21 protein-coding genes are annotated in these 18,132 nt (G+C 60.0%); 13 read left to right on the top strand and 8 right to left on the bottom strand.

What is annotated here, in order from left to right:
* Positions 1–27: 27 nt before the first annotated feature.
* A complete protein-coding gene (locus tag KJF94_RS16290) occupies positions 28–1,257 on the top strand; it encodes an acyl-CoA dehydrogenase (RefSeq protein ID WP_008031886.1) in 1,230 nt (409 codons plus the stop codon).
* A 39-nt stretch (positions 1,258–1,296) separates the two neighbouring features.
* On the opposite strand, the gene KJF94_RS16285 is transcribed toward KJF94_RS16290, so the two are convergent.
* A complete protein-coding gene (locus KJF94_RS16285) occupies positions 1,297–2,106 on the bottom strand; it encodes a TatD family hydrolase (protein WP_214377327.1) in 810 nt (269 codons plus the stop codon).
* 235 nt (positions 2,107–2,341) lie between these two features.
* On the opposite strand from KJF94_RS16285, the gene KJF94_RS16280 reads away from it, so the two are divergent.
* From KJF94_RS16280 to KJF94_RS16270, 3 genes are all read left to right on the top strand, one after another.
* Positions 2,342–3,763 (top strand): MltF family protein, encoded by a 1,422-nt coding sequence (locus KJF94_RS16280; RefSeq protein WP_214377326.1) that lies wholly within the window; start codon positions 2,342–2,344, stop codon positions 3,761–3,763.
* Between the two features lie 107 nt (positions 3,764–3,870).
* Complete coding sequence (locus tag KJF94_RS16275) at positions 3,871–4,305, top strand: DoxX family protein (RefSeq protein WP_214377325.1); 435 nt, start codon at positions 3,871–3,873, stop codon at positions 4,303–4,305.
* A gap of 248 nt (positions 4,306–4,553) precedes the next feature.
* Positions 4,554–4,862, top strand: a complete 309-nt coding sequence (locus KJF94_RS16270) for a class I SAM-dependent methyltransferase (protein ID WP_214377324.1) — start codon at positions 4,554–4,556, stop codon at positions 4,860–4,862.
* A gap of 3 nt (positions 4,863–4,865) precedes the next feature.
* Here KJF94_RS16270 and greB read toward each other — a convergent pair whose 3' ends face one another.
* Genes greB through KJF94_RS16255 form a run of 3 tightly spaced genes read right to left on the bottom strand, consistent with a single transcriptional unit; the run spans position 4,866 to position 8,585 of the window.
* Complete coding sequence (gene greB, locus KJF94_RS16265) at positions 4,866–5,363, bottom strand: transcription elongation factor GreB (protein ID WP_017339816.1); 498 nt, start codon at positions 5,361–5,363, stop codon at positions 4,866–4,868.
* Positions 5,364–5,397: 34 nt separating this feature from the next.
* Complete coding sequence (locus tag KJF94_RS16260) at positions 5,398–7,902, bottom strand: ABC transporter permease (protein ID WP_214377323.1); 2,505 nt, start codon at positions 7,900–7,902, stop codon at positions 5,398–5,400.
* The gene (locus KJF94_RS16255; RefSeq protein WP_109633656.1) at positions 7,902–8,585 is read right to left on the bottom strand and encodes an ABC transporter ATP-binding protein; all 684 of its coding nucleotides are present in this window, start codon (positions 8,583–8,585) and stop codon (positions 7,902–7,904) included. Before KJF94_RS16255 ends, KJF94_RS16260 begins: the two co-directional genes overlap by 1 nt.
* 10 nt (positions 8,586–8,595) lie before the next feature.
* On the opposite strand from KJF94_RS16255, the gene KJF94_RS16250 reads away from it, so the two are divergent.
* The 3 genes from KJF94_RS16250 (at position 8,596) to KJF94_RS16240 (ending at position 10,620) form a co-directional block, all read left to right on the top strand.
* Entirely contained in the window at positions 8,596–9,201 is a 606-nt protein-coding gene (locus tag KJF94_RS16250) for an arylesterase (protein ID WP_214377322.1), read from the top strand.
* Between the two features lie 56 nt (positions 9,202–9,257).
* Complete coding sequence (locus KJF94_RS16245) at positions 9,258–9,551, top strand: hypothetical protein (protein WP_003226812.1); 294 nt, start codon at positions 9,258–9,260, stop codon at positions 9,549–9,551.
* A gap of 97 nt (positions 9,552–9,648) precedes the next feature.
* Positions 9,649–10,620, top strand: coding sequence for a L,D-transpeptidase family protein (locus tag KJF94_RS16240; protein WP_214377321.1), 972 nt, complete (start codon positions 9,649–9,651; stop codon positions 10,618–10,620).
* Between the two features lie 124 nt (positions 10,621–10,744).
* Here the strand turns inward: KJF94_RS16240 and oprI are convergent, their stop codons facing one another.
* The gene (oprI, locus tag KJF94_RS16235; RefSeq protein ID WP_002553018.1) at positions 10,745–10,996 is read right to left on the bottom strand and encodes an outer membrane lipoprotei OprI; all 252 of its coding nucleotides are present in this window, start codon (positions 10,994–10,996) and stop codon (positions 10,745–10,747) included.
* Between the two features lie 643 nt (positions 10,997–11,639).
* Here oprI and KJF94_RS16230 point away from each other — a divergent pair.
* Positions 11,640–11,927: a GNAT family N-acetyltransferase gene (locus tag KJF94_RS16230; protein WP_008057026.1), complete on the top strand. Its 288-nt coding sequence runs from the start codon at positions 11,640–11,642 to the stop codon at positions 11,925–11,927.
* Between the two features lie 63 nt (positions 11,928–11,990).
* On the opposite strand, the gene KJF94_RS16225 is transcribed toward KJF94_RS16230, so the two are convergent.
* Together KJF94_RS16225 and KJF94_RS16220 are read right to left on the bottom strand one after the other, a co-directional pair.
* Positions 11,991–13,067 carry a 3-deoxy-7-phosphoheptulonate synthase gene (locus KJF94_RS16225; protein ID WP_214377320.1) on the bottom strand — a complete coding sequence of 359 codons (1,077 nt, stop codon included), beginning with the start codon at positions 13,065–13,067 and terminating at the stop codon, positions 11,991–11,993.
* A 162-nt stretch (positions 13,068–13,229) separates the two neighbouring features.
* Positions 13,230–13,673 (bottom strand): PilZ domain-containing protein, encoded by a 444-nt coding sequence (locus KJF94_RS16220; RefSeq protein WP_214377319.1) that lies wholly within the window; start codon positions 13,671–13,673, stop codon positions 13,230–13,232.
* On the opposite strand from KJF94_RS16220, the gene KJF94_RS16215 reads away from it, so the two are divergent.
* The 5 genes from KJF94_RS16215 to cysB all read left to right on the top strand — a co-directional run bounded on the left by KJF94_RS16215 (position 13,672) and on the right by cysB (position 17,639).
* Complete coding sequence (locus KJF94_RS16215; protein ID WP_214377318.1) at positions 13,672–14,058, top strand: thioredoxin family protein; 387 nt, start codon at positions 13,672–13,674, stop codon at positions 14,056–14,058. The genes KJF94_RS16220 and KJF94_RS16215 overlap by 2 nt on opposite strands.
* A complete protein-coding gene (locus KJF94_RS16210) occupies positions 14,055–15,011 on the top strand; it encodes a putative 2-dehydropantoate 2-reductase (protein WP_214377317.1) in 957 nt (318 codons plus the stop codon). The genes KJF94_RS16215 and KJF94_RS16210 overlap by 4 nt, the downstream gene beginning before the upstream one ends.
* Positions 15,012–15,036: 25 nt before the next feature.
* Positions 15,037–15,942: a 5'-nucleotidase gene (locus tag KJF94_RS16205; RefSeq protein WP_214377316.1), complete on the top strand. Its 906-nt coding sequence runs from the start codon at positions 15,037–15,039 to the stop codon at positions 15,940–15,942.
* 94 nt (positions 15,943–16,036) lie between these two features.
* Positions 16,037–16,540: a universal stress protein gene (locus KJF94_RS16200; RefSeq protein WP_214377315.1), complete on the top strand. Its 504-nt coding sequence runs from the start codon at positions 16,037–16,039 to the stop codon at positions 16,538–16,540.
* Between the two features lie 124 nt (positions 16,541–16,664).
* On the top strand, positions 16,665–17,639 hold the full coding sequence (cysB, locus tag KJF94_RS16195; protein WP_008148549.1) for an HTH-type transcriptional regulator CysB: 975 nt from the start codon (positions 16,665–16,667) through the stop codon (positions 17,637–17,639).
* A gap of 8 nt (positions 17,640–17,647) precedes the next feature.
* Here the strand turns inward: cysB and KJF94_RS16190 are convergent, their stop codons facing one another.
* The gene (locus tag KJF94_RS16190; protein ID WP_214377314.1) at positions 17,648–18,130 is read right to left on the bottom strand and encodes a GreA/GreB family elongation factor; all 483 of its coding nucleotides are present in this window, start codon (positions 18,128–18,130) and stop codon (positions 17,648–17,650) included.
* Between the last annotated feature and the right edge of the window lie 2 nt (positions 18,131–18,132).

The raw sequence follows: 18,132 nt of genomic DNA, 5'->3' as shown, positions 1-18,132 counted from the left end.
CAACCTCCCTCCAGAAGGTAGCTGCTCATGGATTTCGCTTATTCGCCCAAGGTGCAAGAACTGCGTGAGCGCGTGACCGCGTTCATGGACACCTACGTTTATCCCGCCGAAGCCGTGTTCGAACGCCAGGTTGCCGAGGGCGACCGCTGGCAGCCGACCGCGATCATGGAAGAACTCAAACTCAAGGCCAAGGCCGAGGGCCTGTGGAATTTGTTTCTGCCTGAGTCCGAACTCGGTGCCGGCCTGACCAACCTCGAATACGCGCCATTGGCAGAAATCATGGGCCGCTCGCTGCTGGGCCCCGAGCCGTTCAACTGCTCGGCACCCGACACCGGCAACATGGAAGTGCTGGTGCGTTACGCCAACGAAGAACAGAAACAACGCTGGCTCGAACCGCTGCTGCGCGGTGAAATCCGCTCGGCGTTCGCCATGACCGAGCCGGACGTGGCTTCCTCCGACGCCACCAACATGGCCGCCCGCGCCGTGCGTGACGGTGACGAGTGGGTGATCAACGGCAAGAAGTGGTGGACCTCGGGTGCCTGCGATCCACGCTGCAAGATTCTGATCTTCATGGGCCTGAGCAATCCTGATGCGCCGCGCCACGCCCAGCATTCGATGATTCTGGTGCCGGTAGATGCCCCTGGCGTGAAGATCGTCCGTCCGCTGCCGGTGTTCGGTTACGACGACGCGCCACACGGCCACGCCGAAGTGCTGTTCGAAAACGTCCGGGTGCCGTACGAAAACGTTCTGTTGGGTGAAGGACGCGGCTTCGAAATCGCTCAGGGTCGTCTTGGCCCGGGCCGGATTCACCACTGCATGCGTTCGATCGGCATGGCCGAGCGTGCACTGGAACTGATGTGCAAACGCTCGGTGAACCGCACGGCGTTCGGCAAACCGCTGGCGCGTCTGGGCGGCAACATCGACAAGATCGCCGACTCGCGGATGGAAATCGACATGGCACGCCTGCTGACTTTGAAAGCGGCGTACATGATGGACACTGTCGGCAACAAAGTGGCGAAGAGCGAAATCGCGCAGATCAAGGTGGTCGCACCGAACGTGGCACTGCGTGTCATCGACCGGGCGATCCAGATCCATGGTGGGGCAGGGGTTTCCAACGATTTCCCGCTGGCCTACATGTATGCGATGCAACGCACCCTGCGCCTGGCCGACGGCCCGGACGAAGTGCACCGCGCGGCGATCGGCAAGTTCGAGATCGGCAAGTACGTGCCAAAGGAAATGATGCGTAGCAGTCATTAAGACCGCTGTATCGCGGGCCTGCTTCAGGCCCGCGATACTTCATGCCTCTATTAAAGGCAGCCCGAAAAAGGCCCGCGCGCACGCGGTGCTGTGAGCCGCCAGTTCTTCCTCGCTTTCCCCGCGATGCAACGCCACTTCCCGCAACACTTCAGTCAGATACGCCGGTTCGTTACGGCCATTCTTCGGCTTGGGCCGCAAACTGCGCGGCAACAGATACGGCGCATCACTCTCCAGCATCAACCGCCCGCGCTTGATTTCTTTCACCAGCGGATGCAGATGCGTGCCGCGACGCTCGTCGCAGATCCAGCCGGTGATCCCGATGTGCAAGTCCAGGTCGAGGTAGCTGAACAGCGCTTTCTTCTCGCCGGTGAAGCAATGCACCACGGCGGCCGGCAATTGATCGCGGTAATCGCGGAGGATTTCCAGCAAACGCTGACTGGCGTCTCGCTCATGGAGAAACACCGGCAATTGCAGTTCGACCGCCATCGCCAGGTGTTCTTCGAGGACTTTTTCCTGTTGTGGGCGCGGCGAGAAATCGCGATTGAAATCCAGGCCGCATTCACCCACGGCCACCACGTTCGGCTCTTTAAGCAAACTGCGCAGACGCTGGGCGCTGTCGGCGTTCCAGTCGCTGGCTGCGTGAGGGTGAATGCCGGCGGTGGCGAACAGTCGTTGAGCCGTGTCATCCAGTTGCTGGCACAGTTCCAGCGCCTGTTCACTGCCCTCGACACTGGTGCCGGTGAGTACCAATTGGCAGACCCCGGCGGCGTACGCGCGGTCGAGTACAGCCTGGTGCTTGTCGGCAAAACTGGGGTTGGTCAGGTTGACGCCGATATCGATGAGTTGCATGGTGCTACCTCGGACCAAAGGCCGGAAAGCATATCAGAGCTGTAGATTTATAAGAAAAGCCAAGAACTACAACGAGTTAAAGCTGTCTTTTGATGCCGCGAGGCAAGCCGGGGTGGTCAGCGTGCCATCACTGTGCCAGTCTTTCGCACTTTGCCAGCGCTCAAGGCGCTCTGTTTCTGTCGTTCGATTTCATGAAAATTGTTGAAATCGGCCCAGTATTCTTTCCGGAGAGTGGATGACACGTCCCTCGATTTTGTTACTGCTGTGTGGTTGTTTGCTCCTGCCGATGCCGGCGGTTGCGCGTCTGGCCGGCCCGCTGCAAGCCGTGCCGGCGGCCAAGGTGCGCGATCTGCAGGAAATCCGCAGCAGCCGTGTGCTGAAGGTGCTGGTCAACCAGAGCCGCAACAGCTCCGGCGAAGTCCAGGGCCAGGCCATCGGCGTCGAATACCATCGGTTGCGCGCTTTCGAGCAATACCTCAATGGCCACGCCCGCGACGGTCAGGAGGTCACTCTCAAGATCATCCCCAAAGCCAAGGATCAACTGCTCGGCGCATTACAGCGCGGGGAGGGCGATCTGGTTGCGCCGGGGGAATTGCTCGATCTGCAACCGGGGTACGCCGTCAGCACCAGTGAGCCCATTGCCAGCAACATCCCGCTGGTGCTGGTCGGGATCAAAGGCGAGAAACGCTACACCCACCTTGAGCAACTTTCCGGTAAAACCCTGGCATTGCCCACCGGCAGCGCCGCCGGGGAAGCGATCAGTCAGATCAATCAAAAACTCGCACTACACAAACTGGCGCCGGTGAAGATCGAGTGGGTCGATCCGAGCCTGGCGGTCGAAGACGTGCTGGAAATGGTTCAGGGCGGAATCTTTCACCTGACTATCGTCGAGCAACCGATTGCCGAGCGCTGGGGCAAGATCCTGCCCAGGCTGCGCTTTGATCGGCAGGTGTTGATCAGCGAGCCGGGGGAAGAGTTTTGGTTTGTGCGTCGCGACGCTTCGATGCTGCGGGCAAGTATCGACCGCTTTCTCACCGGTTATAAAAAGCCCTCGGATCAGGACGCGGCGTTCCTGAGGATCTATCGGCGCCTGTATCAAGTGCATTATCCGTTGGCCAAGGCTGATCGCCAGCGCCTGGAAAAACTTAGACCGGTGCTGCAGAAACACGCTGCTGCCCAGGACATGGACTGGCTGAACCTGGCGGCACTGGCGTTCAAGGAATCCGCGCTGCAACCCAATGCCCGCAGTGGTAGCGGCCCCACCGGCTTGATGCAAATCACCCCGTCCGCGGCTCAGCGTGTAGGGGTCAATAACATTCAGGACCTCGACGCCAACGTGCAGGCCGGAGCCAAGTACCTGGCGATGATCCGCCGCAAGTTTTTTGCCAGTCCCAAACTCAACGAGCGTGAGCGCATGGCGTTCGTGCTGGCGGCCTACAACATCGGGCCGGAGCGAGTTCAGGGCATGCGCGCCGAAGCGCGGCGACGGGGTTTGAATCCCAATCAGTGGTTCTTCCAGGTCGAGCGCATCGCCATGGAGCAGGTGGGAATGGGCCCTGTCAGCTATGTTAATAGCGTGAACAAGTATTACCTGGCGTTCGATCGGGAGCGGGAGTCGTTGGAGCCTCAGGGGCAAAAAGTGGCCTCGCGAAAATGATCGACTAAATTGATTGTTATGGTGCAAATATTGCGCTTTTAGCATTCGATTTATTGATTAATATAGCGGCCAACCAACACACATAACTCCTGAATGGATGACACAGCATGAGCACACTGATCAATAAGGTACTGTTTACCCGCGCTGGCTACGGCCTGACTGTTTTGCGGATCTTCGTCGGTATCATCTTCGCTGCCCACGGCGCGCAGAAACTCTTCGGGGCGTTCGGTGGTTACGGTCTGGCCGGCACCGCGCAGTACATGGAGAGTATCGGTCTGGCACCGGGCTACCTGATGGCGACACTGGCGGGCGGTACTGAGTTCTTCGGCGGTCTGGCCTTGATCATCGGCTTGCTGGTCCGCCCGGCAGCCCTCGGCCTGACCATCCTCTCGCTGGTGGCGATCTTCTCGGTGCACCTCCCTAACGGTTTGTTCATGGCCAACAACGGTTATGAATTCGCCCTGGCCCTGCTGGGTGGCAGTATCGCCGTGCTGATCGAAGGCGCCGGCAAACTGTCGGCCGACCGCGCCATCGCTGGCTGACCGCTCTGGCTCAACGAAAAGGCCCGCATTGCGCGGGCCTTTTTTGTTGTGCGTCATTCTTGACACTGTCCAGTCAGCTTCTCTAGGATGCTGCTCATGCGCCGATTTAAACAGCTACTTGCGGGGCGCCAGGTGACTCATTCAGTTGCCGATAGAAGCCTGAAACAGGCTTCGAAATACCGCTAAAGCGCTGGTTCGGTGTTGCCTCTCACCTGCCATGCAGACTTTTGAGGCAGAGACACGACACGATGAATGCACTAAACCCCGTTGTACGTCCCGCGCCGATCACGGCACACCTCACCCAGCGCAATCCAAAAATCCTGCTTGGCGGCAAACATCAGCCGACGCTCTTGCGTTATCTGGATGGCTGGCCACGTCGTACCGGCGGGCCGGCAGCGTTTCTGATCCAGTTTGTCGAAGACGGTGAATCGCTGGCTCGCTTTGCCAGCGACAGTTTCGATCTGGCGGTGATTCAGTCACCCAGCCTCGAAGAAGCGCCTGAAGTGATCAAACAACTGACCCGCGTGGCTCGACAAGGGTTGATCACCCGCCGCTAAGGCCTAGGGGTACTCAATCGCCACGATATACACGCACTGCTCGCCGGTAGGCGTCTGCACCCGAACTTCGGCGTCCAGCGCCTTGCCGATCAGGGCGCGTGCCAACGGTGAGTCGATACTGATGAGGCCGAGTTTCAAGTCCAGTTCATCCGGGCCGACGATGCGGTAACGCGACTCCTTGCCGTCCTCGTCCTCGATCGTGACCCAGGCGCCGAAGTAGACCTTGTTCGGATCGCTGGGTTTTTCGCTGACCACCTTGAGTGCTTCCAGGCGTTTGGTAAGAAAACGCACGCGGCTGTCGATCTCACGCAGCATCTTCTTGCCGTAGGTGTATTCGGCATTTTCGGAGCGATCACCTTGCGCCGCGGCCTCGCTGACCGATTGCGTCACTTGCGGTCGGCGCACATGCCAGAGTTCATGGAACTCGGCCCGCATCCGCGCTTCACCTTCAGGGGTGATCAGCGCGGTGCCAGCGGTGCGGGGAGGGCGATAACGGCTCATGGCAACTTCTTGTGATGGAGAAGGGTTGAGTCTATCAACCCTCACGCAACACTGTCAGGGGGCTGACGTTCAAGGCTCGACGGGTGCCGAACACGCCGGCACCGCCGATCAGCGCAGCGCCGATCAATGGCAGTACCAACAGCCATGGATGCGGGTGCCAAGGCAGATCGAACGCATAACGGTACAGCACCAGGCTCACCAGTTCCGAACCCAGCGCTGCCAGCAATCCGCTGACCGCGCCGAGCAGACCGAACTCGATTCGCCGGGCCTTGACCAGCAGTTGTCGCTCGGCCCCCAGCGCTCGCAACAATGCGCCTTGACGGATGCGTTCATCCAGCGTCGCTTGCAGACCCGAGAACAACACGGCCATCCCCGCCGCCAGCACGAACAACAGCACGTATTCCACCGCCAGGGTGACCTGGGCGAGGATGCTGCGCAGTTGCTCCAGCAAGGCTTCGACTTGCAGGATGGTCACCGCCGGAAAGGCGCGGGACAGGTCGACGATTTGCTGATCATGACCGGCCGCGAGATAGAAGCTGGTCAGGTAAGTCGCCGGTAAATCCTTCAGTGTTCCCGGCTGGAAGATCATGAAGAAGTTCGGCTGGAAGTTGTCCCAGTTGATGTCCCGCAGGCTGGTGACTTTCGCTTCGCGATTGACCCCGCCGACGGTAAACACCATGTGATCGCCCAGCTTGAGCTTCAGGCTTTCGGCGACTTTGCCTTCTACCGACACGCCGGGAATGTCGTCCGCTGGCTGTTCGCTCCACCAGTTTCCCGCCGTGAGCTTGTTGCCCGCCGGCAGGTCCGCCGCCCAGGTCAGGCTCAGGTCGCGCTGGATCGCCCGATCTCCAGCCGAGTCCTTGCTGACGATGTCCCGCACCGGCTCGCCGTTGATGCTGATCAACCGTCCCGGCACCACCGGGTACAACGGCGCCGATTGCGCCGACAGTTCGATCAGGCGATCGGTGAAGGCCTGTTTGTCCGCCGGCAGGATGTTCAGCGCGAAATAGTTCGGCGCGTTTTTCGGCAGCTGGTTTTGCCAGGTGTCCAGCAATTCACCGCGCAACAAGGCGATCAACGCCATGGACAGCAGAATCAAACCGAAGGCCAGGGATTGTCCGGCGGCAGCCAGTGGATGACGCAACAATTGACCCAGCCCGAGGCGCCACGGCAACGAAGCGCGCGCGAGCATCCGGCGCAGGCTTTTCAGCAGCAGCAACAGCAAGCCACCCAACACCAGCGCCGCAATGACGCCACCGCCGAGCAGGGCGAAGGTCAGCACCAGGTCCAGGCTCAGGCGCCACATGATCAGCCCGAGAGCGCCCAATGCCGCGCCGTAGACCATCCAGGTGCTGGAAGGAATCGGCAGCATGTCGCGGCGCAATACCCGCAATGGCGGAACCCGGCCCAGCGCTGCGAGGGGCGGCAAGGCAAAACCGGCCAGCGCCACCAGGCCGGTGCCGATCCCGGCGATGGCCGGAAAAAGGCCGCCCGGTGGAACGTCAGTCGGTAACAGATCATGCAGCAGCAAGAACAGGCCGAGCTGCGCCAGCCAGCCAATCAACGCGCCGCTGATGCTGGCCAACAGTCCGAGCACCGTCAGCTGCAAACTGAACAGGACCATGGTTTCCCGGCGGGACAGCCCCAGGCAGCGCAACAATGCGCTGGCATCGAAGCGGCGGGTGGCGAAACGCGTCGCCGACAGCGCCACCGCGACACCGGACAACAGGACCGCCACCAGGCTCGCCATGTTCAAGTAACGTTCGGCCTTGCCCAGCGCGCCGCCAATCTGCCGGTTACCGTCGCGTGCATCCTGGATACGCTGGTTGGCGGCGAGGCCGGGTTTGATCAATTGACGGTAGGTTTCCAGCGCTTCGGCGTTGCCGCGCCAGAGTTCGCGGTAACTGACGCGGCTGCCGGGTTGCACCACACCGGTGGCGGCAAGGTCGCTGAGGTTGATCAGCACGCGTGGCGTCAGGCTGTAGAAATTGCCGGCGCGATCCGGTTCGTAGGTCAGCACTCGCGCCAGTTTCAGCGTGCGCATGCCGACGTCGATGCTGTCGCCGATCTTCAGGTCCAGTGCGGTCAGCAGTCGTGCCTCGACCCAGGCCTCTCCGGGTTTCGGTCCTCCACCGGGCTCTTCCGGAGCAAAGGGGGCGGGAGCGCTTTTCAGTTCGCCGCGCAGGGGATAGACATCGTCGGCGGCTTTGATGCTGGACAGCTGAATGCCGTTGTCGGTGGCGATGACGCTGGAGAACTCCACCACCTGCGCATGTTCAAGGCCCAGCTCCGTCCCGCTTTTTATCTGTTCGGGACGCGCCGGTGAACTGCCCTCAAGCAGCAGGTCGGCGCCAAGAAATTCGGTGGCGCGCAGCATCATGGCGCCATTCAGGCGGGCGCCGAAATAACCGATGGCAGTACTCGCCGCCACCGCCACCAGCAAGGCGAAGAACAACACCCGCAACTCGCCGGCGCGAGCATCGCGCAGCAGTTGGCGGATGGCGAGACTGAACAGGCGCAACAGCGGCAAGCGTGCCATCAAGGCTCCAGAGGGGCGACCAGCAGGCCGGCTTCAAGTCGGATCAGGCGCCGGCAACGATGTGCCAGGCGTTCATCGTGGGTCACCAGCACCAAAGTCGTGCCGCGCTCCTGGTTAAGTTCGAACAGCAAGTCACTGATGCGCTCGCCGGTGTGGCTGTCGAGGTTGCCGGTGGGTTCGTCGGCAAACAGCACATCGGGTTCGGCGGCAAACGCCCGGGCGATCGCCACGCGCTGCTGTTCGCCACCGGAGAGCTGGCGTGGCGAGTGGGTCAGGCGCTGGCCCAGGCCAACCCGCTGGAGCAATTGAGTGGCACGTTCACGGGCGTCTTTGCGGCCATCGAGTTCCAGCGGCAGCATGACGTTTTCCAGCGCGTTGAGACTGTCGAGCAACTGGAATGATTGAAAGACAAAACCGACGTGTTCGGCGCGAATACGCGCGCGCTGGTCTTCATCGAGATTGCTCAGGCCCTGGCCGGCGAGGGTGACTTCGCCACTGCTCGGCAGGTCGAGGCCGGCAAGCAGGCCGAGGAGGGTGGACTTGCCGGAACCGGACGCGCCAACGATGGCCAAGCTGTCGCCCTTGTTCAGTTCCAGGCTGAGTTCGTGCAGGATAGTCAGTTCACCTTCCGCGCTGGGAACCACTTTGCTGAGGTTCTTCGCGGTGAGAATGCTTGCGCCCATGGAGAATCCGATGCGTGTGTGGTTTTTGAGTGCTGGCCTGGCCTTGATGTGCATGGCCCAGAGCGCAGCGGCGGGTACAGTCCTGATCGTTGGCGATAGTATCAGCGCCGGTTTCGGACTGGATACCCGCTTGGGGTGGGTCTCGTTGCTCGAGCAACGGCTCAAGCGCGAAGGTTTCGACGATAAAGTGGTCAACGCATCCATCAGCGGCGACACCAGCGCCGGAGGCCAGGCGCGCCTGCCAGCGCTGCTTGCAGAGCATAAGCCGGAGCTGGTGATCCTCGAGTTGGGCGGCAACGACGGCCTGCGCGGATTGCTCCCAACGCAATTGCAACAAAACCTTGCAGCGATGATCGACAGCTCCCGCGCCAGTGGGGCCAAGGTGCTGCTGCTCGGCATGCAACTGCCACCCAACTACGGCGCGCGCTACACCAAGGCTTTCGCCGAGGTGTACAGCAACGTCGCCACCGAGAAAAAAATCCCGCTGGTACCGTTTTTTCTCGACGGCGTGGGCGGCCATCCAGACCTGATGCAGGCCGACGGCTTGCACCCCGCTGCGGGGGCTCAGGACAAGTTGCTGGAAAATGTCTGGCCGACACTGAAACCGCTGCTTTGACGCTTTTCTAGTGGCGGCGTTTCGGCTAAGGTGGCGCCCCCGATTTGGAGCCCCCGATGCCGCGTCCCGCCTGGTCACTTTTTGCCTACCAACTGATCGAGCCTGACGAACAGCTGGATCTGTTCGCCTGCCAGGAAGTGCGGGTACATCTGGTGACCCGTCAGCTGGAGCTGGGTGGCTCCGCCGATCGAACCCTGTGCGGCAGCCTGCTTCCGGCGCAGCCGCGCTGGTCGAGCGTCGACCGCCGCGTGTTCCAGGACCAGCGCCTGTGCTCACTGTGCCGGGCGATCCTGGAATCGCAGAAACGCGGCACTTCGCCGATCTGGCCAGAGCTGCGCTTCGAGCTTTGAGGCAATAAAGATAGCGTGCTATCGGCCAACTCCCCGAATTTACGGACGTCGGTGTACAATCCCGTTTTTACCCCTGACCCTGCGAAGGATTTTCCGGATGTTGCCGCGTTTTCCTGCCGTCACCCGCTGCCTGTCTCTTGCCGCCCTCTGTGTGGCAGGCCCCGTAGCAGCATTGGAGTTGCCCCTGCCACCACCCGGTGAAGACATCATCGGCCAGGTTCAGGTCATCAAGGCCAAGTACGAAGACACCTTCGCCGACCTTGGCACCACTTACGATCTGGGTTACTCGGAAATGGTCGCGGCCAACCCCGGCGTCGATGCATGGCTGCCGGGCGCCGGTACCGAAATCGTGCTGCCGACGCGCTTCATCCTGCCGCCAGGACCACGTGAAGGTATCGTCATCAACCTAGCTGAATACCGTCTCTACTACTATCCGAAAGGCCGGAATGTGGTCTACACCTTCCCGCTGGGCATCGGTCGCGAGGGTTGGGGTTCACCGATCGCTCACACCACCATCACGGCCAAGACGCCGAACCCGACCTGGACGCCTCCAGCCTCGATCAAGGCCGAGCACCTTGCAGACGGTGATCCGTTGCCAAACGTCGTGCCGGCCGGCCCGGACAACCCGCTGGGGCCGTTCAAATTCAGCCTCGGCACGCCGGGTTACCTGATCCACGGTTCGAACAAGAAGTTCGGCATCGGCATGCGCACCAGCCACGGTTGCTTCCGCATGTTCAACAACAATGTGCTGGAAATGGCGGGCATGGTGCCGGTAGGCACGTCGGTGCGCATTATCAGCGACCCGTACAAGTTCGGTGTCAGTGGCGGCAAGGTGTATCTGGAAGCGCACACGCCGCTGGACGACAAGGGCAACCCTTCTGTAGTCGACAAACACACCGCGGTGATCAACGCGATGCTCAAGCGTGAGGACATCACCAACAACCTGCGCATGAACTGGGATGTGGTCCGCGACGTGGTTGCCGCCGAAGATGGTCTGCCGGTGGAAATCGGAGTGCCGAATTCCTCGGCGCCGATGGTGACGAGTGCGCCGATCGACCCGTTGCAGTAATGCTTGAAAGGAACCCGCCGATGCTGACCGCGTCGGCGGGTTTTTTATTGCCTGTACGAAATAGCGGGCAATAAAAAAGCCGACCCAAAAAATGGGTCGGCTTGATAACAATCCCGAGGGATTATTACTTGCGGCTAGCTTTGTCCAGCATGCGCAGAGCACGCTCGTTAGCTTCGTCAGCAGTCTGTTGTGCTTTTTGAGCAGCAGCCAGAGCTTCATCAGCTTTACGGTAAGCTTCGTCTGCACGAGCCTGGGAGCGAGCAGCTGCGTCTTCAGTAGCAGTCAGACGTGCTTCGGTTTCTTTCGATACGCTGCTGCAACCGGTAGCCAGAACTGCGGCCAGAGCCAGAGCAGAGAATTTCAGAACGTTGTTCATCGTGTTCCCCTTCAAGGACTTTCTATTAAGTAGCTGTCTCCTCAGAGTGAGGAAATAGCCGGCGTACATACTACCCATTACTTGTCGTAAGTAAACTGACGTAAAGCAAGAAGCAAAAAAAATTGTAGGCGTTGATTCTTTTTCGAGCAACTTTTACTTGCATTTGATTAAAAAATATCCAGCTGCAAGGCCCGCGCTGAGCGAGTTGGCACGCAAAAGTTCCCGGCGGCCGCGAGTGTTTTCGCGGTCTTGGCTAAAGTCTGTCTACATGGATTCGTCTACACTTTTGTTCGGGATTTGCGGTGCACCTCTCATATCTTTCTCCTAGTTGAGGTGACTTAAAAGAAGGGCGCTCGTCTTAAGTCTCAACATCCGGCAATGTTCAGGCGATCGACCACCCGGGATCTTCGGTCGAGCCGCCCCTGCGTAACCCCGGAGCAGCACCTGCCCAACCTTGCATGATGACGAGCGTACCTTGAGCATTTTCTGCCAATGGTGCCTACTATTTGATACGTGCTCGGTTGCGCGAGATCGGTGCAGTTCTTCTCGGTGTCCATTCAGGCACGGGGTGGCGTAGATGTTCCTTCGCCGGAAAAACATCGGTAAGGTAGGGGTCAGAATCAAAGACCCGCGAGGAGTAGTGATGAGTGAGGCGTTGTCCATCCACCATGACCAGGCTGGTCATCAGTTCGAGACCAATGTGGACGGTCATCGTGCCTACCTGACCTATATGGATCTGGGGAAACAGACCCTGGATATCTATCGCACGTTTGTGCCCAATGCCTTGCGTGGTCGCGGCATTGCGGCAGCCTTGACCGAGAAGGCGCTGGAGTACGCCGAGGAAATGGGCTACACCGTCATTCCTTCGTGTTCCTACGTGGAGCGCTACATGGAGCGTCACCAGCGGCATGCGGCCAAGCTGAGTCAGTAAAACGAACGCATAAAAAAACGCCGGGTTTATAGCCCGGCGTTTTTTTTGTGCGCTGAAAAGTGATCAGGTGCGAGCGCGTTTCGGCAGCACGTCCTTGAGCTTGGCATGCATGCTGCGCAAGGTGTTCTCGGTCGCAGACCAATCGATGCAGGCATCGGTGATCGACACGCCGTATTGCAGGTCGGCGAGGTCTTTCGGGATGGCCTGGCAGCCCCAGTTCAGATGACTTTCGACCATCAGGCCGATGATCGACTGGTTACCTTCGAGGATCTGGTTGGCGACGTTCTCCATCACCAGCGGTTGCAGGGCCGGGTCCTTGTTGGAGTTGGCGTGGCTGCAGTCGACCATGATGTTCGGCTTGATCTTCGCCTTGTTCAGCGACTGCTCGCACAAGGCGACGCTGACCGAATCGTAGTTCGGTTTGCCGTTGCCACCGCGCAGCACCACGTGGCCGTAGGCATTGCCCTTGGTGGTGACGATCGACACGCCACCTTCCTGGTTGATGCCCAGGAAGCGGTGCGGGCTGGAAACCGATTGCAGGGCGTTGATCGCTACCGTCAGGCCGCCGTCGGTGCCGTTCTTGAAGCCGACCGCCGAAGACAGGCCGGAGGCCATTTCACGGTGAGTCTGGGATTCGGTGGTGCGCGCGCCGATGGCCGACCAGCTGATCAGGTCCTGCAGGTACTGCGGGGAGATCGGGTCGAGGGCTTCGGTAGCGGTCGGCAGGCCCATCTCGGCCAGGTCCAGCAGCAGCTGACGACCGATGTGCAGACCGTCCTGAATCTTGAAGGAGTCGTCCAGGTACGGGTCGTTGATCAAGCCTTTCCAGCCGACGGTGGTGCGTGGCTTCTCGAAATACACGCGCATGACCAGATACAAGGTATCGGACACTTCCGCAGCCAGTACCTTAAGACGCTCGGCGTATTCGTGGGCAGCCTTGATGTCGTGGATCGAGCACGGCCCGATGACGACAAACAGGCGGTGGTCGGTGCCATCCAGGATGTTGCGAATGACTTCGCGACCCTTGGTAACGGTGCGCAGGGCAGCGTCGCTCAGGGGGATATCACGCTTGAGCTGATCTGGAGTGATCAGCGTCTCGTTGGAGGCGACGTTTAGGTCGTTGATCGGTAAATCAGCCATCGTTTACTCGTCAGGTCACGGGTGCCGGCCGCCAGCGAACCCGCGCGGCGGAGCACAGCAAATTAAGCGCGTCGGGGAGCGGAACCTTAGCGCGTTACACCGTGGCTCGACAATGGGCAGACAGCGGTTTAAGGGGCATTCGCAACGAATTGATAACGTCCCTTAATCCATCACCGCCTGTGCAAATGCCCTGCGAACCGTGTCGTGGGAGAACTCGTCGGCGTGTTGCTGGACCCATTCGAGGGCCAGCGCCTGGGTTTCCTGCAGGTCGTCGTGGGCGTCATGCAGTCGACAGTAACGTTCGATCTGGCACACCTGTTCGCCCATTCGGGCACTGAACATCATCTGCTCGTCGACAAAGGCAATGCCCACCAGATAACCGTGTTTGCGTCGCAGGCACCAGGCTACATAGCCCAGAAAACGCAAATCGGGGTTCAAGGTCGGTATGCGAACTTCCAGCGCCGTACCGTGGCGCCAGGCGCGGTGGTAATTGCAAGCCATGCCCCCGAGGCTGATAGTGTGCAGCTGTTGTCGTGAAATACACTCAGGTTTCAGCAACGTTAATTCGACGGGTACATCGTCAGGATGAGGAATAAAACGTCCCATGAGCACGGACTCCATGTGTCGGCCATCTGACATTGTTTCCCCCAGTATAGTGGTCGAATTGGAACTGACCGATTTCGACGCCGACCAACGGTTGCTGGCGATGAGCGGGATATCGCTGGTGATATTCACCAGCGTCGGCTGCGCCAGCTGCCGTTTTGCCCGTGAGCAACTGCCAAGGCTCGATCTGCCTGTCGACCGCTTGTGCTGGATCGATGCGGGGGACAATGGCGGGGTGGTCGAGCGTTATCAGGTCTTTCATTTGCCGGCGCTGTTTGTGGTGCGCGACGGTGAGTTTTTCGGAGCACTGAAATCGCGCCTGACCAGCACAGAGCTCAATGCGGCCGTGGGTCAGGCGCTGACCAGAACAGCAGAGGAGTTGCCATGACGGGAGCAGTTGCCAGGCCGACCATCGGTATTATCGGAACCGGTGCGATCGGTGGTTTCTACGGGTTGATGCTGGCGCGTGCCGGTTTCGATGTGCATTTTCTGTTGCGCAGCGAATTTTCAGCGGTGGCCGAACGCGGGTTGCAACTCGACAGCGCGGTGCACGGTGCGCTGACGTTGAATCCGGTCCAGGCCTATTCGTCGGCCGAAGACATGCCGCCCTGCGACTGGTTGCTGGTGGGCGCGAAGACCACCAGCAATGCCGGTCTGGCGCCGGCGATCATTCAAGCGGCGGCACCGAACGCCAAGGTGCTGTTACTGCAAAACGGCCTGGATGTCGAAGACAGTCTGCGAGCCTTGCTCCCGGATTCCCTGCACCTGCTCGGCGGGCTCTGCCTGATCTGCGTCCATCGCACCGGCCCGGGTGCGATCACTCATCAGGCCCTTGGTGCGGTGAACGTCGGCTACCACAGTGGTCCCGCCACCGATGAACAGGCGCGCATGGCGATTGTCGAGGAAGGCGCCGGGTTGTTCCGCAGCGCCGGCATCGACTCCCAGGCCATGCCGAACCTGCATCAGGCGCGCTGGCAGAAACTGGTCTGGAATATCCCTTACAACGGCCTGTCGGTTCTGCTCGGTGCAGGCACCACACCGTTGATGGCCGATGCCGACAGCCGGGAACTGATCAAGGCCTTGATGGCCGAAGTGGTTCAGGGCGCCAAGGCTTGCGGTCACGACATGCCGGCCGGTTACGCGGACTATCTGTTCATGATGACCGAAAAAATGCCGGACTACTGGCCGAGCATGTACCACGATTTCCTGCACAAGCGACCGCTGGAACTGGCGGCCATTTACGCCAGGCCACTGGCGGCAGCCAAGGCCGCCGGCTGCGAATTGCCGCGAATCGAAGCGTTGTATCGCAGTTTGAGTTTTATCGATCGACGGAACACCTGAGTCGATCAACCCGAGGGGGAAGGGCATGGCAAAGACGATTGACGACAAACTGGTGCTGGCGATTTCTTCCCGTGCGCTGTTCGACCTGAGCGAAAGCCACAAGGTTTATCTGTCGAGCGGCGTCGAGGCTTACCGGCAATATCAGATCGAACACGAAGACGAAATCCTCGAACCCGGTGATGCCTTCCCGTTGGTGGAAAAACTCCTCAGCCTCAATACCCGCCTCGGCCGCGCCAGGGTCGAGGTGATCCTGGTGTCGCGCAACAGCGCCGACACCGGGCTGCGGGTGTTCAACTCGATTCACCATTACGGGTTGGCGATCTCCCGTGCGGCGTTTGTCGGCGGGCGCAGTCCGTACCCGTATCTCAAAGCGTTTGGTTGCGACCTGTTTCTGTCGACTCACGCCGAAGACGTGCGCAGTGCGCTGGAGGCCGGTTTCGCTGCGGCGACCATTCTGTCGGGCGGTGCCAGCCGTGCCGCGAGCGATGAATTGCGGATTGCCTTCGACGGTGACGCAGTGCTGTTTTCCGACGAGTCGGAGCGTGTTTATCAGGCGGGAGGCCTGGAAGCGTTTCAGGCCAGCGAACGCGAAAGTGCCCGCGAGCCACTGCGCGGTGGGCCGTTCAAAGGCTTTCTCGCGGCGCTCAATCTGTTGCAGCGCGAGTTCCCGGAGGATGCCTGTCCGATCCGCACCGCGCTGGTCACCGCCCGTTCGGCGCCCGCCCATGAGCGGGTGATCCGCACGTTGCGCGAGTGGGACATTCGCCTGGATGAGTCGTTGTTCCTCGGCGGGCTGACCAAATCCGCTTTCCTCGAAGCCTTTGCCGCCGACGTGTTTTTCGACGATCAGGCCGGCCATTGCGAGTTGGCCCGTGAGGTGGTCGCTACCGGCCATGTGCCCCATGGCATAAGCAACGAGCAAAAGGTTTAAGCCCGCCGTTCAACGCGTTACGCGGGCCGTCGTACTCGCCAAGGCACTGCTAAGCTGAATCAATCTCCGCCATGTTGGCACTCGAGGAGGTCATATGATTCGTTCGATGCTCTATGCCACTGACCTCGGCCTGTACGCCCCTTTGGTGATGCAGCATGCCCTGGCGCTGGCTCGAACATTCAATGCCGACTTGTATGTGGTGCACGCCGTGGAACCCATGGGGCTGTTTGCCGAATCGGTGCTGCAGAGTTACCTCGATGAGCAGGCGCTGAACGAATTTCACAGTCAGGGCTTGAACACGGTAATCGCCAGTATCGAGCAGCGCGTGCTCGACAGCTTTCGTGAAGAACTGGGGGATGAAGGGGAGCAGGACCTGGAACGGATACAAGCGGTGCGGGTGCTTCAGGGCGATCCGTCGCAGGTGATTCTCGACCAGGCGCAGAAACTCTCCGTGGATTTGTTGATCGTAGGTAGTCATAGCCATGGTGCTGGCGCGGAAACGCCTTTGGGCAGGACCGCAGCGCGGGTGTTGCAGTTGGCTCGGGTCCCGGTCTATCTGGTGCCGCTGGTGGAACGCCGTCGCCAAGGGGATCGCTAGAACCCGACTAGAACACGAATAGTGGCGTTTTGATAAAAAAGTTCTAGATTTATTCTTCAAACCATTAATATAGTTATATACCGTCGCTGATGCCCGTGGCGTCTACCTGCTTTGAGGGATTCATATGAAGCTTCAACAACTGCGCTACATCTGGGAAGTGGCGCACCACGACCTCAACGTTTCCGCTACAGCCCAAAGCCTTTACACCTCGCAACCGGGTATCAGCAAGCAGATCCGTCTGCTGGAAGACGAATTGGGCGTCGAGGTTTTTGCTCGCAGCGGCAAGCACCTGACCCGCGTCACCCCGGCCGGCGAGCGCATCATCACCACCGCCGGCGAGATTCTGCGCAAGGTTGAAAGCATCAAGCAGATCGCCCAGGAATTCTCCAACGAGAAGAAAGGCACCCTGTCGATCGCCACCACGCACACCCAGGCACGTTATGCATTGCCGCCGGTGATCAGCAATTTCATCAAGCAATACCCGGACGTTGCGCTGCACATGCACCAGGGTTCGCCGATGCAGATCGCCGAAATGGCCGCTGACGGCACCGTCGATTTCGCCATCGCCACCGAAGCCCTTGAGCTGTTCGGTGACCTGGTGATGATGCCGTGCTACCGCTGGAACCGCTGCGTGGTCGTGCCTCAGGGCCATCCGCTGACCAAACTGTCGAAGCTGACCCTTGAAGCGCTGGCCGAATACCCGATCGTGACGTACGTGTTCGGTTTCACCGGCCGTTCGAAACTCGACGAAGCGTTCAGCCATCGCGGCCTGACGCCGAAAGTGGTGTTCACCGCGGCCGACGCCGACGTGATCAAGACCTACGTTCGCCTGGGGCTGGGTGTGGGCATCGTGGCGAAAATGGCGGTTGATGCAAAACTCGACAGCGATCTGGTGATGCTCGATGCCAGCGATCTGTTTGAGTCCAGCATCACCAAAATCGGTTTCCGTCGCGGCACCTTCCTGCGTGGCTTCATGTGCGACTTCATCGAGAAGTTCGCCCCGCACCTGACTCGCGAAGTCATGGCCAAAGCCATTCAGTGCCATAACAAGCAGGAGCTGGAAGAGCTGTTCGACGGCGTCGAACTGCCCGTTCATTAATCTCCGGTTTACACCACCTCGGTGACAGAAAACTGTTGCCGAGCACCCGCCACCAGAATTTCCACCTCGTCCCCTTCGAACTTGCCCAGCAGGCTTTTGCCCAGCGGTGAGCGGGGGGTGATGACGGTAATCATTTGCCCCACCAGATCGACCTTCAAGCCTGCCGCGTCGGGGGCCAGAAACAGCCATTGTTCACGACCCTTTTCGTCTTCCAGACCCAGCAGGGCGCCGACTTCGATGCCGCGCTGATCGTCATACGGGCGCAACGTCAGGTTCTGGCAAAGCGTCAGCGACTGCCTGATTTCCTCGACCCGTTTCGCCTGCCCGGCCGCCAGGTATGACGCCTCCAGTCCCAGGGTGTCGTACTTGTTTTCGGCGATGTTTTCTTCGTGGGTCGCCGTTTCGTACGCGGTTTGCGCGGCACGTTCGGCGATGTCGAGATCGACCCGCAGCTTGTCGATAATCAGTTGGTGGACGGCTTGTTTATTCATGG

The sequence above is a fragment of the Pseudomonas hormoni genome (genome assembly GCF_018502625.1).
Classification (GTDB): domain Bacteria; phylum Pseudomonadota; class Gammaproteobacteria; order Pseudomonadales; family Pseudomonadaceae; genus Aquipseudomonas; species Aquipseudomonas hormoni.
This window is presented reverse-complemented; position numbering and strand designations above follow the sequence as displayed.

Bases quoted from the DNA above. Each gene is read 5' to 3' on its own strand.
- KJF94_RS16210 (WP_214377317.1), top strand. From the start codon at position 14,055: ATGACGGGAGCAGTTGCCAGGCCGACCATCGGTATTATCGGAACCGGT.
- oprI (WP_002553018.1), bottom strand. From the start codon at position 10,996: ATGAACAACGTTCTGAAATTCTCTGCTCTGGCTCTGGCCGCAGTTCTG.
- cysB (WP_008148549.1), top strand. From the start codon at position 16,665: ATGAAGCTTCAACAACTGCGCTACATCTGGGAAGTGGCGCACCACGAC.
- KJF94_RS16260 (WP_214377323.1), bottom strand. From the start codon at position 7,902: ATGGCACGCTTGCCGCTGTTGCGCCTGTTCAGTCTCGCCATCCGCCAA.
- KJF94_RS16285 (WP_214377327.1), bottom strand. From the start codon at position 2,106: ATGCAACTCATCGATATCGGCGTCAACCTGACCAACCCCAGTTTTGCC.
- KJF94_RS16215 (WP_214377318.1), top strand. From the start codon at position 13,672: ATGAGCACGGACTCCATGTGTCGGCCATCTGACATTGTTTCCCCCAGT.
- KJF94_RS16290 (WP_008031886.1), top strand. From the start codon at position 28: ATGGATTTCGCTTATTCGCCCAAGGTGCAAGAACTGCGTGAGCGCGTG.
- KJF94_RS16230 (WP_008057026.1), top strand. From the start codon at position 11,640: ATGAGTGAGGCGTTGTCCATCCACCATGACCAGGCTGGTCATCAGTTC.
- KJF94_RS16225 (WP_214377320.1), bottom strand. From the start codon at position 13,067: ATGGCTGATTTACCGATCAACGACCTAAACGTCGCCTCCAACGAGACG.
- KJF94_RS16190 (WP_214377314.1), bottom strand. From the start codon at position 18,130: ATGAATAAACAAGCCGTCCACCAACTGATTATCGACAAGCTGCGGGTC.
- KJF94_RS16245 (WP_003226812.1), top strand. From the start codon at position 9,258: ATGCCGCGTCCCGCCTGGTCACTTTTTGCCTACCAACTGATCGAGCCT.
- KJF94_RS16220 (WP_214377319.1), bottom strand. From the start codon at position 13,673: ATGGGACGTTTTATTCCTCATCCTGACGATGTACCCGTCGAATTAACG.
- KJF94_RS16240 (WP_214377321.1), top strand. From the start codon at position 9,649: ATGTTGCCGCGTTTTCCTGCCGTCACCCGCTGCCTGTCTCTTGCCGCC.
- KJF94_RS16255 (WP_109633656.1), bottom strand. From the start codon at position 8,585: ATGGGCGCAAGCATTCTCACCGCGAAGAACCTCAGCAAAGTGGTTCCC.
- KJF94_RS16280 (WP_214377326.1), top strand. From the start codon at position 2,342: ATGACACGTCCCTCGATTTTGTTACTGCTGTGTGGTTGTTTGCTCCTG.
- greB (WP_017339816.1), bottom strand. From the start codon at position 5,363: ATGAGCCGTTATCGCCCTCCCCGCACCGCTGGCACCGCGCTGATCACC.
- KJF94_RS16205 (WP_214377316.1), top strand. From the start codon at position 15,037: ATGGCAAAGACGATTGACGACAAACTGGTGCTGGCGATTTCTTCCCGT.
- KJF94_RS16200 (WP_214377315.1), top strand. From the start codon at position 16,037: ATGATTCGTTCGATGCTCTATGCCACTGACCTCGGCCTGTACGCCCCT.
- KJF94_RS16275 (WP_214377325.1), top strand. From the start codon at position 3,871: ATGAGCACACTGATCAATAAGGTACTGTTTACCCGCGCTGGCTACGGC.
- KJF94_RS16250 (WP_214377322.1), top strand. From the start codon at position 8,596: ATGCGTGTGTGGTTTTTGAGTGCTGGCCTGGCCTTGATGTGCATGGCC.
- KJF94_RS16270 (WP_214377324.1), top strand. From the start codon at position 4,554: ATGAATGCACTAAACCCCGTTGTACGTCCCGCGCCGATCACGGCACAC.